This window comes from Nonomuraea sp. NPDC050451 (assembly GCF_044458585.1).
This window is the reverse complement of record NZ_JBITHZ010000017.1, coordinates 202,585-218,971: the sequence shown is the minus strand read 5'-3', so window position 1 is coordinate 218,971 and position 16,387 is coordinate 202,585. Positions and strand designations below refer to the sequence as shown.

The following is a 16,387-nucleotide window of genomic DNA, read 5'->3' as shown; positions in this document are numbered from 1 at the left end:
TCAGGAGTCCTTCCGGCGGTTGATGACCAACTGCACGACAGCGATGACCATCAGGAGCAGCATGAGCACGAAGGACGCCGCGCTCGCGTAACCGATCTGGGCGCGGCGGAAGCCGGTCGTGAAGATGTACTGGATCAGCAGGTTGTTCTCGGTGCCCGGACCTCCGGCGTTGACCGCTTGGATGAGTGCGTACTCCTTCATCGAGTGCAGGGTGCTGAGCAGGATCACGATGAAGGACGTGGGCGCGATCGAGGGCAGGGTGATGTGGCGGAACTTGGCCCACGAGCCCGCGCCGTCCAGGGACGCGGCCTCGTAGTACGCACGCGGCACGTTCTTGAGGGCCGGGACGAACATCAGCATGTTGATCGCGGTGTTACCCCAGGCCGAGGCGATGATCACGATGACCAGGGACAGGTTCCCGTTGGACTGCCACGGCACCGCCTCGCCGCCGAGCGAGATGATGATGTAGTTGACGAGCCCGAAGTTCTCACCGAAGATCCAGCGCCAGATGACGCCGGCGATGATCGGGGAGATGAGCCAGGGCACGAAGAAGATCACCCGCGCGACCGGCTTGCCACGGCTGTACGGGCTGACGATCAGCACGGCCGCGCTCAGCGCGGCGACGAACGTCAGCGGGACGACGGCCGCCGTGAAGATCAGGGTACGGACCGTCGCCGCGTAGAACGCTTCGTCGTTCAGCAGCCGCTCGTAGTTGTCCAGGCCCACGAACGGCGCCGAGCCGACGCCCGTGTAGCTGGTGAAGGAGTATCCCACGCCGATGACGGCCGGCCAGACGAAGAAGAGCAGGAACAGGGCGAGGTTGGACGAGATGAGCAACAGGGGTGCCAGAGTGTAGCGGTCATGCCGCCGGGTCCGTAGGCGGGACCACCACCGCGATGCGGTCCGGGCCGGCGTCTCGTCGGCGCGCCCCGCCGATTGCGGCACACTCTCCGCCATTGCGCTCTCCTCCTTCTTCCGCGTTCTGCAGGGCTCGGCCCGCCGGCGCGGGAAAGCGCCGGCGGGCCCGTATGATCAGCCGATCTGCTGGTTGAGTCCCGACACGATGTTGTCGACGGTCTTCTTGACGTCCTGCTGACCGTTGATCAGCTTGGCCATCTCGACCTTGGTCGGGTCCTCCTGGATGGACTTACCGGCGAGCAGGAGCTTCGCCCCGCTCTGGTGTCCATAGGACGAGATCGGGTCCGCCAGTTCGATCTCCTTGAGGTAGAGCTGGAACGCGTCCAGGGCCGCCTTGTTCTTGAACGGGTAGTTCAGCGTGAGACCGGACTCCACCGGCAGGTAGCCGTTGACCTGCGCGAGCTTCGTGTAGTTCGCGGGCTGGAAGACGTAGTCCACCCACTTCTTGGCGGGGTCGGCCTTGTCACCGTTGTTGAAGGCGACCACCTTGCCGCCGAGGTTGATGTCGGTGGCGTGGATGCTTCCCACCGGCGTCGGCGCGCTGGCCCAGTCGAAGTCCGTGATGCTTTCCGCGAAGTCGGCCACCTGCCAGACGCCGGAGAAGTACGCGACGACCTGACCGCTCTTGAACAGGGCGTTCGGGTCGGCGCCCGCGCCCCAGACCGACTTCGGCATGACCTTGTCGTCGTTCAGCGAGGCGAACTTCGACAGCGCCTGCACGGTGGCGTCGTCGGGAGTGGTGTACTTGTTGTCCGGGCCGAGCTGGAAGCCCTTGCCGCCGTGGCCGTAGATGAAGGCCCTGATGCGGGCGGGGGACTGGTCGTAGACCAGGTCGTACTTGGCGTTCGTGGCGGTGCGGACCTTCGTGGCGGCGGCCAGGAACTCGTCCCAGGTCCAGGCCTTGTTCGGGTCGGCGGGAATGTCGACCTTGGCCTTCTCGAACAGGCTCTTGTTGACGAACAGCCCGGCCGCCGTCAGGTCGGAGGGAATGCAGAGGACCTTGCCGTCCTGGACGGTGAGCAGGTCTTTGTTGATCTTGTTGGCCGGGGCGTTCGCCGTCGCGGCGAGGTCCTGGAGCTGGTTGATCCAGATGGTGTCGAGCGAGGGCACGCTGGCCGCGTCGGGCAGGGAGTTGGCCTGCGCGGCCTGGCGGAGCTTGTCCTGGTAGCCGTCGTAGGGAACGTTGACGATCTCGACCTTGACGCCCTCCTTGGCCTCGAACTCCTTGGCCAGGTCGTGGTAGCCCTGCGCCTGGGCCGCGCTCGCCGAGAGCCAGAAGCTGATGCTCTTGGCGCCGGAGCCCCCGCCCGAGTCCCCGCCCGAGTCGCCGCCGGAGCTCGAACCGCACGCGGTGAGGGCGAGCACCACGGCGACGGTCACTGGCACCCAGCGCCAGCGCGTGAGTCGTTTCCTGGTTGTCACGGAAGTCGTCATGGCGTCTCCTCGGGGGGTCATCTGCCTGTGGCGTGGGACGCTAACGGGAAAGCGCTTACTAGGTCAATAGTCAGGACATATGTACGTCAAGATGAAATACTTGGCGGGCCGGTGAACTGCGGTTTCATCCCACGTGATGGGCGGCTGTGAGGCGCAAACGCAACCTACCCGGCACTCGTCCGGCGACGTACAGCCGCTCTCCCGACACGGCGTCGGTGCCTCCGAGGAACCGGTACTCCTCGCCGGGCTCGTAGGCGGGGACCGCATGGGAAGCGGCCATCGACGTGGCGGGCACCGTGACGGTGATGGAGTCGTCACCGACGCGGTAGACCGCGGGTTCGCCCGGGTCGAGCTGCCAGGCGTGCTCGTCCAGGGCCGTGGCGCCCGTCATCCGACCGCCGGGCCGGAAGGCCAGCTCCAGCGCCCAGTCCACGGCCGGGCCCGCCAGGTCGACGGTCAGCTCGGCCCCGGTGTCCGTGATGGCCACGTGGACGGCGGTGGTCAGCGTGACCTCGTCCCGCGTACGACGGCCGAAGTCCATCGCCGCGCTGAACCGGCCATCGTCCACCAGCCCGTAGTGGCCGCGCGCGTCGCGGTTCTGATCCGTCATCGGCTGGTAGTAGGAGGCCGACACGGATTCCGTGAGCGTCGCGGTCGTGTCCCCCTGATCGCGTTCGACCAGCAATCGGGCGGCGCGGAACGGTCCCAGGCCGAAGAAGACGCGCGAGAGACGCACGTCCCCCAGGACGGCCGCCCCGGCGAACAGGCGTAGAAACGTCGGGGAGTTCGCCAGCCCGGAACGGATGCGCCTGTGGCGCGCATAGTCGGAACCGCCGAAGACCACGGTCGTCGTCGCGGGCCGATGGTCGACGAGCAGTCCCGCGGCGCCGAAGACGCGTTGTCGCGGTCTCCGGGGCGGGACGGGTTCCGGCAGCTCCCGCCCGATGCCGGGGCCGAGGATCAGTTCCGTGGCCGCGCGCGCCGGTGAGACGACCCCCTGGGACAGCGCGAGCCCGGCCGCCCAGGCGAGGTCGCCCCGGCCGCGCAGCAGCGCGACCCGGCGCAGCGGGAGCAGGTAGGGCGCCAGAGGCAGCGGCTGCCGTTGGTCCTGGCGGCGCGACAGCACCGTCTCGACCGACCCGTCCGGCAGCAGCAGGTCGAGCGTGGCGTCCAGGTTGCGTTCGACGGCGTCGATCAGATCGGGACGGTCGAACACCTCGGCGATGGTGAGCAGAGACGGGTTCGACACGTACGCGGCGTAGTTGGCGCTGCGTTCGGAGTAGAGCCCGTCGTCGTCGATGTCGACTCCCTCGGCCAGCCACTGGCCGACCCGTTCCGCCACCGCCCGGTCGGGTGCGAGCCGGTGCAGCCTGGCCAGGGCGGCCGAGATCTCCCAGCGGTGGTTGGGGGTGTGCACCCCGCCCCGCGCCAGGGCCGGGGTGGCCGCCGTCAGCAGGTCGTCGAGCAGGTCAGCCAGCCCGTGCCCGGCAGCACCGGGAGGGTCGCGCCGCAGCAGCCACAGGGCGTCGGCGAGATCGTTGACGCTGAACGCGGAGTCCGGCGGGGAGTCGACGTTGTCACCGCCGGTGAACAACCCGCCGGGGCCCTGTAGCTCGCGCAGCCGGGCGGCGAGCCGGGCCGCGTGATCGAGCAGCCGGCCGTCCCGCCCGTACGCGACGAGGGCCAGGATCCGCTCGGCCAGCGAGCGGTGTTGCAGGTCACCCCAGCCGTCGTCCTCGTCGAGTATCGCCTTGACCTGCCCGGTCAGGGCAACCTGGACAGCCGCGGTGAACGCGGCGTCAACATGTTCGTCGTTCATCTCTTCATCGATCAGCCCATGAGCAGGTTCATCTGGAAGCTGTAGCGGGTCGCGGCGTAGATGTGGGTGCCGTACTCCACGGGCGCGCCGCTGTCGTCGTAGGCGACACGCTCCATGGTCAGGACGGCGGCGCCCCGGGTCTCCCCGAGCAGCCGCGCCTCCGCCGCCGTGGCATTGCGGGCGCCGACCGTCTGGGTCGCCGCGTGCAGCCGGATGCCGGCCGCCCGGATCAGCTCGTAAAGCCCTTGCTTCTCCAGCGCGTCGGTCCTGACCTCGAGCAGTAAGGCGGGCAGGTAGTTGCGCATCTTGGCGAGCGGCTGGTCGCGGGCCTTCCGGAGCCGCGCTAACGCGATCACCGGCGTCCCCTCGGCCAGCCCGAGGGCTTCCGCGACCGCCGCGGAGGCCGGCTCGACGGTGTTGGACAGCACCGTCGTGGCCGGCTCCTGGCCGGTGCTCTTGAGGTCGTCGTACAGGCTGCTCAGCTCCAGCGGTCGCCGGACCTGGGACTGGACGACCCGGGTGCCCACCCCCCGTCGCCGCACGATCAGGCCCTTGTCGACGAGGAACTCCATCGCCTTGCGCATGGTGGGGCGCGACACCGCGAGCTGGTCGGCCAGCTCGATCTCGCTGTCGAGCCGGGTGCCCGGTGGCAGCACGCCGCCCGCGATGGCGGCCTCCAACTGCTGGGCCACCTGGAAGTAGAGCGGAACGGCGCTGTTCTTGTCGAGGTTGACGAGGGCGGCGAGCGACTCCACCTGGGGGATCTGGGAGGGCATGGTTGTCATTATGACAGGACTATCTGACAAATAGGCTCATTGTCACGCTTGTTTCCGCGGTCGATCGGCTCGCCGGACCAGGGTCCTGCAGGTCACCCATCCAAACGCCCCGGAAAGAGCTGCGTCAATATGTTGTCCTGACTTTTCTACACATATTGTCCTGACAAATGCCGCACCTCGATGGGAAGCGTCAGGGTGTAGTGGACCCGGCCGAAGGCGCCGACCTTCACCGCCGCCCACCAGTGCGCCCCCGGCCGGGCGTCGCCCGGTGCCCGTACGGTGAAGTGCAACGGGACGCGGCCTCCGGCGGGAACGGCGAAGCCCTGCGTCCACGGGCCGGAGAGCACCTCCCCGGCCCCGGCGCCCCACGTGCCGAACGGGCTGAGCAGTTGCGTCTCTCCGCGTACCTCGGTGCGCGCGTCATTGACAAGCTCGACCGTGAGCGTCGCCCGCCCGCCCGGCACGACCTCCAGCCCGGCCGGACCCAACGTCACGGTGAGCGGCTCGTGGGGCTCCGGGTCGCCGACGGTCACGGTGACCACGTCCTCGAGGGTCTGGCCCAGTTCGTCGCGGATGCGGGCGGCGACGAAGTAGGTCCCGGCCCCGGCGTCGGCGGGTGGCCGCAGGACCGTCTCGAACTCGGCGTGTTCCCCCGCCTCCAGGTCGTACTTCAGAGCGCCGGGAGGAGCCACCGCCCAGCCGTCCGGCACGTCCAGCTCCACCAGGCCGACGGCGGACCGGGCCGAGCAGGCGACGGTGACCCGCACGGTCTCCTCGTCGCCCGGACCCACCCGCAGCGCCACCGGATGCACGTGGACCGCGACCGGCAGGTACCCGGCCGGGGCGGGACCCTTGTTGTGCAGCCAGTACCGGGTGAAGACCGGCTGGGCGGGCTCGACGTGGGCGGCCGCGTGACCCGGTCCCAGGGCGGCGCGCGCGCCCAGCGTGACGATCTCGGCGGGCCGCAGCGGGATCACCGCGTCGCCGGGCCGCTCACCCGCTCCCGCGAGCGTCGCCACCTCAGGCGTCGCCGCCTCGAGCACCGTGGCGACCTCGACGTCGGTCAGGCCGCCATGCAGGCGTACGCGAGCCACCGCGGGTGACCCGGCCGATTCGTAGAGCCGCACGGTGACACCGGCGGCAAGGTCGATGTCGCCGGACAGCCCCGACGCCATCGGGTTTCCGCGCGGCTTCAACGCGGTCAACACGACGCTGGACGGCTCGACCCCGCCGAGGCTCGTCCGGGCGCCCAGCGGACCCGGCGACGCGGCCACCTCACGCGCGAGCACCGCGTGGTTGACCTCCTGCCCGGCCTGTACGAATCCGGCGGCGCGCCAGTCACCGGCCCCGGCCACCAGGCTGTACTCGAAGGTGTGCGTCCAGTGCTGAAGGGAGAAGCTGCTGCCGTCGGGGGCCGTCCTGGCCGGGCCGTCGATCCAGACGCCGCTCGGCCACGCCCCGCAGGAGCGCATCAGCGAGACGTAGCAGGTGCCGTCGGACTCGGCCACGAAACCGGGCGTGCCGCGGTTGACCACGGCGACCGAGTAGTCGTCGACCGGCTCCGCGGTGCCGGGGAGCCCGGCGGGGACGGGCACGTCGATCACCGAGTCGGCGAGGTCGTCGATGACATCGTCGACGGCGGACCCGGCCACGATGAGCACGGGCAGATCCCGTACGCCGCGCAGGTCGGCGCTCGGAACCCAGGCCTCGCGCCGGGTGCGGCCGGCGGGTACGAACACGCGCCCGTGCCGTGCCAGTGCCTCCCGGCAGCCCTCCGGCGCGACGCCGAGGACCTGCTCGGCGAAGGCGTTCGCGTCCGCGTCGCCGAGCACGATACGTACGTCGGGCAGGTTGGAGTCGCCGTCGAGCGCGCCGTAGCGCGGGCCGTCCGGCCGGGTGAGCGTGGCGGTGACGCCGCAGGCGACCAGCCGGTCGAGCAGGCCGCGTACGCGGTCCCCGTCTCCGGACGCCACCACCTCGGCGACCCCGATCGCGTGGTCCTCGCGGCGGCCGTCCGCGAGCGACAGGGCGATCCGCGCCGTGGCCGACAGGCCCGCCCAGGTGTGCGCGGGGTTGTCCAGCGTGTACAGGTGCTCTCCCGCGTCGGAGTTCGGGAAGCCGAACGACCGGCCGATCGCGGCGAAGCCGACCTCGCTGACCGGCAGCGCGCCGGGCAGGTCGAGGTCGAACCGCGCCCTCAGCAGGTGGTCGCGGCCGATCGAGCCGTCCACGTGGGTGCGGAAGTCGATCCGGTCGATGCCGTCCCACAGGGTCGTCTCCTGGGTGACCCGCAGGTCGGCGAGGCGGGTGACGGCCACGATCCGGCGACCGACCGGAGACCTCCGTACGTGTACGGTCGTGGCCTGTTCCCGGGTGCCGACGCCGGGCCCCTTCGGCAGCAGGTGCCACGGGCCCTCGTGCCAGACCGGATGCGTCTCGTACTCGTCCTGCAGGTAGAGCTCGCCGCCGAGGCCGCCGGGCCGCAGCAGTTCCCGGCCGGTACGCCGGTCGAGGACGCGGCTGAGCGCGCCGCCTCGGGTGGCGTCGGCCTCGATCAGGAACGTCTCGTTCTCGATCGCGGCGCGTCCGGGCTCCTCGGCCCACCCGGCGGGCAGGTCGGGCGCGGGGACCAGGTGGTAGACGCGGAAGCCCAGCGACGGCACGTCACGGGCGACGAACGTCAGGCTCAGCTCCGCCACGGTGCCATCCGGGTGGCGCAGCACCCCCTCGGCCACCGCCGGGACGGGCTCGCCCCGGTCGTCGCGCAGCTCCGCGCCGGTCGTTCCCGGTTCGGGGAACGCGACCCGCACGGTCGTGACGCCGTCGCGGTTCCAGGACAGCGTGTTGACGGCGAGGATCGCCCGGCCCGCGCCCCCAGCGTCGGCGTGGCCGGTGTCGGCATGGGCGGCGAGGCCGGCGATGGCGCCGTCCCGGGCCGCCGCGCCCAGCTCGTACGCCTCGCGCCAGCCCGCGAGAAGGTCCAGGTACACCTGGTCGGACTCGGTGCCGGTGATCGCGTCGTGGTGGGCGCCGTACGCCAGCAGCCGCCACGCCTTGTCCAGCGCCTCGCTGGGGTAGCGCTCGCCCAGCAGCGCGGCCAGGGTGGCGAGCCGCTCGGCGTCGAGCACGGCGACCTCGGCGGCCCGCTGCGCCTGCTTGGTGTCGATGTACGAGACGTCCTTGCCGGTGTAGACCGGGTTCATGTCCCGGGTCTGCGGGGTGATCCCGCGCCGCGGGGCGGCGGCGCGTACCGCGGCGAAGAACTCGCGGGGCAGGCCGACCCTGAACCGGGGCCAGACGTAGCGGGCGGCCCACGCGCGGTGCACCTCGGTGCACCAGCGCGACGGCAGGTTGTGGTCGTGCCCGACGGGCAGCAGGACATGGGGTGTGGCCGCGACCTTCTTCAGCTCGCTGAACTGCTGGTACGCCTCAGCCATCGCCTCTTCGAGCGTCGCCTTGCGCTCCACGTCCCAGCCGGCGACGTAGTGGTTGGACATGTAGCTGGTGAGCAGCCCGCGCCCGGACGGCGAGACCCACTCGAACTCGCTGGGGAACTGCATGCGGGTGATGTCGCCGGTGTGCCGCTTGGCGCCGACCATGTGGAACGGGCCGCGCGCCCACGAGGCGGAGTCCAGCCCCGCGTCGGCCATCAGTCCCGGGAATGCCGGGTCGTGGCCGAAGACGTCGAGCATCCAGGCGGTACGCGGGTCGCCGCCGAGCACGTCCCGCTGGTAGCCGATGCCGTAGACCGCGTTGCGGATGGTCGACTCGGGGTGCGTCAAGTTGGTGTTGGGCTCGTTGTAGGTTCCGCCGACGAGTTCGACCCGCTCCTCGGCCAGGAAGCGCCGCAGTTGCTCCCGCTCCTCAGGAAAGACGTCCCAGAACGGCTTGAGGTAGTCGATCTCGGCCAGGACGAACTTGTAGTCGTCGTCGTGCCTGGCCGCGTCCAGGTGCGCGCGTACCAGGTCGAAGGCGGTACGGACGAACGGCGGCCGCAGCTTGCCGACCCACGGCAGGTCGGGTAGTTGGTGCCACACCTCGGTGAACCCGGCCTGGGTGTTCCACCAGACCGGGTCGTAGTGGAAGTGCGAGACCATCCACATCGTCCAGCCGGTGGCCGCCGCCTCGACGCTCCCGTCGAGAGTACGGCGTTCGCCCGCGCCTTCCGCGACGGCGGTGACCCGGTGGACGGAGCCCTCCGGCGCGGGCGCGGCGATGAGCACCCCCACCTCGGCCTCCCCGTCACCGGTGACCGTCACGGGCTCGGGCGTGGTGACGGCAGGACCCTCCACCCGCACCAGTACCGGCCCCGGCACATCCGTCAGGGTCACCCGCACGACCTGGCGTGGCGCGGACGCGGAGCCTACGAACAGATCGGTGCCCCTCAACGACGCGATTCGCATCTTCACTCCAGACCTTTGACCCGGGGAGCGTCACCCGGCGTCCGTGCCGGGGATCCCGGGCACGGGAAAGCGCTTTCGGCGGATCCTATAGAGCACCGGTTCGGCTACGCCACCCGGTATGCCCAGATTTGTCCGGTGGGCCGCCCGTATGACGCCGGCCCGCAGCTGATGGTGGGCGTGGTTGTGCCCGGCATCCGCGAGGAGCTGGGTTTCACCGCGTCTCAGCGCGACCGACGCAGTCCACAGGCTCCCCGTGGTCCCGTGTGATGGGGGCCGCCCGGCGCGTGGTGTCAGGGTGATCGGAAAACTCCGAGACACGGCACGGACGGCTCTGCCAGCCTGAAGAGATGATCACGGAGGAGGTCTCGTGAGCGACGATGAGAAGTCCCGCCTCGGGGAGTTCAGTGCCCGGCTGGAGAGCGACGACGCCGACGTCGTCCGCGGGGCTCTGGACGACTACCAGTCAGCGCAGGCGGACACCAGGTGGGGTGTGGACAACCCCTACTGGCCGCTGGCCAACGAGGTGCGCTTCGCCGCCCGAGACCTCCTCAGGCGACCTCCGTCCGGCGGTGGCCACGCGAGCGCTCTGACCGTGATGTGGCATCTCGCCGAGGAAGAGGACGCGGACCTGCTCGCCGACGCCCTCGAAGGTGCCCCGGACGCCGAGGTGCGGGAGATGGCGCTTCTCGCGGCCGGCGCCGCCCTCGCGAAGGGCGAGGAGCCGAACCGGCGGCTGCTGGCGCTGATCACCGCGATGGTGCTGGACGAGGGCCTCGAGGTGCAGGATCGCAGGGACGCCCTGCGTGCCCTGGACGATCTCGATTTCCCGGAGGTCGAGGACCTCATCGTCCGTGTCAGCGAGTCGTCCGAACTGGAACTCCAGGTGTGCGCAGCGGGTTATCTCGCGACGCCCCTGCGGCTCCGCGTCCACCGCGACCGCGTCACGCGGCTCGCGAAGTCCTGGCCGGAGGACGCGGGTTGGGTGGCCGAACACATCCGTCGCGAAGCGCTCGCAGGCTTCCACAGCACCTACTGGAAAGACACCGAGCTGGACGATCCGGTGCTCCGGAAGGCCCATGACGAGTTGATGTTCCCGCTCAGCGACGAGGGATGCCTGCGGGCTTTCGCCACCCTGCTCCGCAGCGAGGACCCGGTCGCCGTGGGCATCGCGCTCGACCATTACGAGTCCTCGGAGGGGCTGCGTCATGTCCTGGAAGACGAGGAACGTGCCGACGCCTACCTGCCCGAGGTGCTGGCTCGCGCTCGTGAGGTGCTCCGGCGGCCGATGTCTCCCGCCGAGGTGAGCGCCCTGAACATGATCGGGACGCGGCACGCCGAGCCCGGCGACGCCGGCCTCCTGCTGGACGTTCTCACCCGCACGGACTCGGACGCGGTGCGCAACGAGGCCATCTGGATGGCCTACGGCGTGCTCGACGAAGCCGAGGTGAAGGACGAGAGGCTCGTCGCCGCCCTGGGCGACCTGATCTTCGACCCGTCCGTCGGCACGAAGGAGACGGCGATCCGGATCCTGGCCGACAGCCTCGGCGCGGACGCGGACGACATTCTCCTCCGGGCGCTCCGCGAGGGTGAGCCGAAGGTGCAGGCCCACGCGTCCTATTACCTGGTCAGGACGGGAGGCCTGGATCGGCACCGCGCCATCCTGGAAGAGGTCGCAGAGAGCTGGGGTGACCGGCCTCCCCATCGCCCCTGGGGCGAGGACCCCATCGAGATGATCTTCGGCAGGCCGCACAGCATCCACTGGAAAGGACACCGGCTGGCGGACCCGGACCTGTATCGCGCCCACAAGAGGCTGAGGGCTCCCACGGTGGACGAGTCGTATCATCAGGCGCTTCGCACGCTGCTCGAAAGCGACGACCCGGCGGCCGTGGGCATCGCCCTCGACCACTGGTGGAGTCCCGACGGCGCGGTGGAGCGGGGCGGCGAGGAAGCACGTGGACCGGAGAGGGAACTCGTCCTGGACCGCATCCGGGAGGTGCTGCGGCAGCCTCCCGCACCGGCCGAGCTCGGCCGCACGTACGGGCCCGAGGCCAAGCACCTCACCGCACTGTCGGCGCTGGACGTCGTGGCGGCGGAAGAGCCGTCCCTGCTGGCCGAGGTCGTGGAGGCCGCCGCGAGCGACTACGTTCGCGAGCGGGCTCTCGACGCGGTGGAAGCGGTGTTCAAGGACGCGGAGGAGGCTGACCTACGGCTCGTCGAGGCGCTCGGGAATGTGGCCTGCGAGGAGAACGTGCCGTTGAACGACCGCGTCAGGGCGCTGGAGCTGCTGGACGAGTCTCCGGGGAGCAACTCCGTGGACGCGCTCGTCCGGGCGACGCGCTGCCCCGAGGTAGAGGTTCAAGCCGTCGCGGCGTGGGGGTTGATGTGGGAAGAGGTCATCGAGGACCATCGCGCCATGCTTGAGGAGCTGAGCGCGAGCTGGCCCGTGGAGGACGCTCCGTGGGAGGTCACGCGGGTGCGGGACATGCTCGACGCCGCTGGGAAGTGAGGTGGGCCGCGCGTCTTCAGCCGCCCGTAGGAGGTTTTCGGAGACGGCCGACTGCGCGCGGCTCGACGGCCCCTACAGGCGGGTGACCAGCAGGGCGACGTCGTCGCCTGAGCCGCTGCTGATGCCCAGGCGGCTCAGGGTGACGTCGGCGAGGCAGTCGGGGGTCAGCCGGCTGCACCGGGCGAGCGCGCCGGTCAAACGCGCCAACCCGACATCGATGTCCTCCCCGCGGCGCTCGATGAGGCCGTCGGTGTACAGGACGAGGGTGTCTCCCGCGGTGTAGGGGAGAACGGTCTGAGGCCGGGTGAAGTGTTCGGGGCGGGCGCCCAGCGGAGGGTCGGTGGCCTGGTCCAGCAGCGCATGGGAGCCGTCCGAGTGGAGCAGGACAGGTGGCAGATGCCCGGCGCTGCTGTAGGTGATGCGGCAGCTTGCGGTATCGATCACGGCCTGGACCGCCGTGGTGGCCAGCGCACCCTCGAGCGAACGGGCGTACAGACCGAGCACTTCCAGCGCCGGGCCCGGTTCCTTGACCGCGCGGATCGCCGCGCTGAGCGCGCTACGAAGCATTCCCATGACCGTTGCGGCCTCCAAACCCTGGCCCACGACGTCGCCGACCGCGACGGCGAAACAGCCGTCCGGCAGATCGACGACGTCGTACCAGTCACCGCAGACGTTCAGCGTTCCGACGGCGGGCAGATAGCGCACCGCGATCTCGGGGTGGAGGTCCAGGTCCGGGGAGTAGAGCATGGCCTCCTGCAAGGCGAGCGCGATCTGGCGTTCACGGGCGTGAGCGCGGCGCAGCTCCTCGTTCAGCCGCTGCAACTCCTGCGCCCGCGCATAAAGCTCAGCCTCCATCGTCTCCTCCCGTCCCGATGAAGGGCGGACGGCAGGTTGCTGAGAAGAGCAGGAGTGGACGAACTCGGTCACGTCTTCCACTCGGTGGAGGATCCACGACACCGTCCCGTCCGCCGCCAGAACAGGGGTATTGATCGGGGACCACCAGCGTTCCTCGAACACTCCAGGGCGGTCGGCGACAGGGATGTCGTACTTCTGCAACACCATCGTGTCCGGTTCCCGGTAGGCCAGTACCCGGTGCAGCGAGGCGCGCAAGTTCTTCACCCCCTCTGCACCGGGATCGTCAGGGTTGTCAGGGAAAGCGTCGAAGATGTGCCGACCGATCAGATCCTCGGCGGTACGGCCGGTCGCGTGGAGGTAGGCACGGTTCACGTCGACGATCATCAGGCGCGGATCCAGGACCAGGCACGGGCTCGGCGTGGCGGCGAACAGCGCCACGTAATCGATCTGCGGCGTGCCCGGCCTGCGTGCGCCCTGCCTGTGCGGGCTGATCGTCCTGCCCACGCCATCTACTTTACGAGGTGTTTTGCCTGCTCACCAAGGGGGGTGGGCTATGTCCTGTGACAGTGCGTGAGCCGGCGAGCCGGTCTGGAGATCCGGTCGCAGTAACGGCAGATGCGGTTCGGCGGGCATGTCCCGCGGCGCGCCCCCGGCACCGTTGGTTCTCAACAGGGCCGCGATCGCGAATGGTGATCGCTAGGGTTGGGCGTCATGGCGCTGCTGTCCCACCTTGACCGTTTCAACAAGCGGCACCCATGGAGCCACAACGACCACTACGGCGGCTGGATCGCCGGACAGGTGGCCGCATCCGGGGCCGGCCACGTTCTCGACGTCGGGTGTGGTACGGGCAACCTCGCCGCCCTGCTTCTCCGCCGCGCCGCCACCGTCACGGGGCTCGAGCCCGACCCCGCGACCGCTCGCGTCGCGGCGGAGCGCTTCGCCGGCGATCCCGCGGTCACCATCGTCCAGACCGACTTCGCCGGGCGCGATCAGCGGCGGCGCTGGGACGCCGTCACCCTCGTCGCCGTTCTGCACCATCTCCCGCTCGTGCCCACGCTGCGGGACCTGCGCGGCTGTCTCGCTCCGGGCGGGCGCCTGGTGGTCGTCGGCTGCTACCGCGAGGCCGGGCCCGCCGATCTGCTCGCCGCCCTGCCTGCCATGGTCGCCAACCCGATCATGGGGCTGGTCAAGCATCCTGCCCGTGCTGACGTGCCGCCCTTGCACATGACGGCGCCCACCGCCGAGGCGCAGGAGACCCTGGCCGACATCAGGGCCGCGGCCGCGCAGGAGTTGCCCGGCGCCCGGGTCCGGCGTCGTCTGTTCTGGCGGTACACCCTGGTCTACGACGCACCCGCCGGGGGCTGACGTCCTGGCGGGTCCTCAGCGGAGGAGATCGAGGTGCCGGGAGACCGGGCCCAGGGTGAGGAGGCCGCTGCCCGCTCCGGCCAGCTCCGCCGCCGCGGGTGCGAGTGCGGTGCGGGCGCGCGCCATCGTCTCCCTGTCGCCGACGGCCGCGGCGGCCCGCGCGATCAAGCACCACATGGCCTCCAAGAGCAGGTCGCGCGGCGGGTCGGGCACGTCACGCAGCGTCGCCGCAGCCTCGTGGCGGTGTCCGAGCCTGAGCAGGACCAGAGGGCTTGTCCACGGCTCGTAGGGGCCGAAGTCGGTGCTGTCGTCGGCCGATATGGGTGAACTGTGGCGCAGGTGCAGGCACAGAAGGGCGAGCGGCAGGAGACCCTGCTCCAGGCCGGGCATGCCGGCGCCGTCCAGCCGGGCGGCGGCGGATCGGTAGGCCGTCTCGACCTCCTGCGGCGGGGCCTGGCCGGTCGCGTCGAGGCGCAGCGCCCGATACCACTGGGTGAACACGCCCACCAACGGCAACTCGTGCCGCGCGGCCAGGTGATCGGCTGCGGCCGCGTGGGCGTCGGCTCCGGCGAAGTCCGCGAGCGCGCTGCGGGCTTGGAGGCGGATGAGATGGCCGAGGACCTCATAGGTGGCCAGGCCGTGCCGGGCCGAGAGCGCGATCAGCTCGGCGCCGATGGCGTCCCGCTGGGGTGCCAGGCCCGTACGGTGGAACGTCTGCATGAAGACGCCGTTGAGCGCGAACGCCAGCAGGCCCGGGTCGTCCAGGTGGCGGGCCAGCAGCTCTGCCTCATGGGCGGCGGCGGGGCCGCGTGCCGTGTTCGTACCGCGGGACTCCAGGGCGATGGTGGCCAGGAGACGGGCTCGCACCGCGTCGCGCGCCCCCATCGAGCCCGTCGAGGAATGCGTCCCGTTCGCGGCGGGGGCGGCAGTGGTGCCTTGCGAGGCCGCGGTTGCGGGGAGGGTGGCGAGGGTGCGTTCGGCGGCTGCGATCACGTGGCCTGCCTGGTCGGGGTCGTCGAGGCGGGTCCAGATCGCGGGTACGTCGTAGGCGCCGATGACGCGGGCCGTCAGCTCCACGTCCCCCAGTTCCTCGGCCGCCGCGATGGCCGCCGCCCGGTGTTCGCGGGCCGCCAGCAAGCCGCCGCCGCCCGTCACGGCGAGGTCGCGCATCAGCCCCACCGTCGACTCCAGCCGCGCCCGCGCACCCGATGGCACGCTGCGTTCGTAGGCGGCGGCCGCCCGTGCCCACACCGTGTCCGCCGGGCCCTGACGGCCGGGGTCGAGGTGCGGGGCGTGGTGGAGGATGTCCGCCTCCAGGCGGCTCAGCCCGGGACCGGGGTCCACGCCCAGGTGCTCGACCAGCAGCTCCCGCGCCCGGCGCAGGACCGCGAGCGCGTCTCCCTGGCGGCCGGTACGGTACAGCGCCAGGGCCAGGAGCCGCCAGCCCTCCTCCCGCCAGGGATGTTCGGCGACGTGCGCGTCCAGGTCGGGGACCGCCTCCCCGGTCAGTCCCAGGGCCAGTCGGGCCTCGGCCTGGCGCTCGACGGCGTGCAGCCGCAGCTCCGCCAGCCGGGAGCGTTCGGCACGGGCCCAGGGCTCGTCGGAGAAGTCGGCGTAGGCGGGCCCGCGCCACCATCCCAGCGCCTCCTCGACCCGGGGGAGCACGGCATCGGGCGGCCCGGTAACGGTCACCGCCCGTTCGAAGCGCCAGGCGTCCACCGCGTCCGGCTCGGCGCGCAACGCGTACCCCGGACCCTCGGTGAGCAGCAGCCGGGCCGGGGACCTGGGCGGGCGCTGCGGCTCCAGGGCCCGGCGCAGCGCCGCCACGAACGTGCGCAGCGCGCCCACCGCGTTCGGCGGCGGGTCCTCCCACAGGTCCGTCACCAGGTGGGCGACCGGGACGACGCGCCGCCGGGCGACGATGAGCCGGGCCAGCACCGCGCGATGGCGCGGGCCCTTCAAGGCGATCGCGTTCCCTGCGCCGTCCCAGGCCGCCACCGGCCCCAGCACGCCGAACGTCACCCGCACTTCGTCCATCGCTCCCTTCTCCTGATCATGCCCACCGACCGACCCGTAGGCCACCGCCGGCGTCCCGCAATCGCGGGCCGATCCTTGCGCCCCCCGTGTCGAGGGGGCAGGGGCTCGCGCCGCGTCGGCCTCGCGCCAGGCGGGTGGCCCGGCAACCGGCCTCGAGCGCCGCAGCCCGGGCGCCCGAAGGCGGGCCGTCCCCGGGCGACGACAGCGCCGCGCCTGGCGGGCGGACCTCGCAACGCGGTGGCGCCGTACCAGGTGGGCGAGGCTCGCACAACGG

At 71.1% G+C, this 16,387-nt stretch carries 9 protein-coding genes; 2 read left to right on the top strand and 7 right to left on the bottom strand.

The features are described from left to right. The 5 genes from ACIBI9_RS39800 to ACIBI9_RS39780 form a co-directional block, all read right to left on the bottom strand. Positions 1-957, bottom strand: coding sequence for a carbohydrate ABC transporter permease (locus ACIBI9_RS39800; RefSeq protein ID WP_397230241.1), 957 nt, complete (start codon positions 955-957; stop codon positions 1-3). A gap of 75 nt (positions 958-1,032) precedes the next feature. Next, positions 1,033-2,352, bottom strand: coding sequence for an ABC transporter substrate-binding protein (locus ACIBI9_RS39795; RefSeq protein ID WP_397230239.1), 1,320 nt, complete (start codon positions 2,350-2,352; stop codon positions 1,033-1,035). Between the two features lie 124 nt (positions 2,353-2,476). Further along, positions 2,477-4,171: a hypothetical protein gene (locus ACIBI9_RS39790; RefSeq protein WP_397230237.1), complete on the bottom strand. Its 1,695-nt coding sequence runs from the start codon at positions 4,169-4,171 to the stop codon at positions 2,477-2,479. 11 nt (positions 4,172-4,182) lie between these two features. Further along, complete coding sequence (locus tag ACIBI9_RS39785) at positions 4,183-4,947, bottom strand: GntR family transcriptional regulator (RefSeq protein WP_397230235.1); 765 nt, start codon at positions 4,945-4,947, stop codon at positions 4,183-4,185. A gap of 146 nt (positions 4,948-5,093) precedes the next feature. Next, entirely contained in the window at positions 5,094-9,278 is a 4,185-nt protein-coding gene (locus tag ACIBI9_RS39780; protein WP_397230233.1) for an NEW3 domain-containing protein, read from the bottom strand. Between the two features lie 439 nt (positions 9,279-9,717). Between ACIBI9_RS39780 and ACIBI9_RS39775 the strand changes: the two genes are divergently transcribed. Then, a complete protein-coding gene (locus ACIBI9_RS39775) occupies positions 9,718-11,856 on the top strand; it encodes a HEAT repeat domain-containing protein (protein WP_397230231.1) in 2,139 nt (712 codons plus the stop codon). A gap of 72 nt (positions 11,857-11,928) precedes the next feature. On the opposite strand, the gene ACIBI9_RS39770 is transcribed toward ACIBI9_RS39775, so the two are convergent. Continuing rightward, on the bottom strand, positions 11,929-13,215 hold the full coding sequence (locus ACIBI9_RS39770) for a PP2C family protein-serine/threonine phosphatase (RefSeq protein ID WP_397230229.1): 1,287 nt from the start codon (positions 13,213-13,215) through the stop codon (positions 11,929-11,931). Positions 13,216-13,422: 207 nt separating this feature from the next. On the opposite strand from ACIBI9_RS39770, the gene ACIBI9_RS39765 reads away from it, so the two are divergent. Then, on the top strand, positions 13,423-14,076 hold the full coding sequence (locus ACIBI9_RS39765) for a class I SAM-dependent methyltransferase (protein WP_397230227.1): 654 nt from the start codon (positions 13,423-13,425) through the stop codon (positions 14,074-14,076). Between the two features lie 15 nt (positions 14,077-14,091). Here ACIBI9_RS39765 and ACIBI9_RS39760 read toward each other — a convergent pair whose 3' ends face one another. Then, entirely contained in the window at positions 14,092-16,113 is a 2,022-nt protein-coding gene (locus ACIBI9_RS39760) for a BTAD domain-containing putative transcriptional regulator (protein ID WP_397230225.1), read from the bottom strand. Between the last annotated feature and the right edge of the window lie 274 nt (positions 16,114-16,387).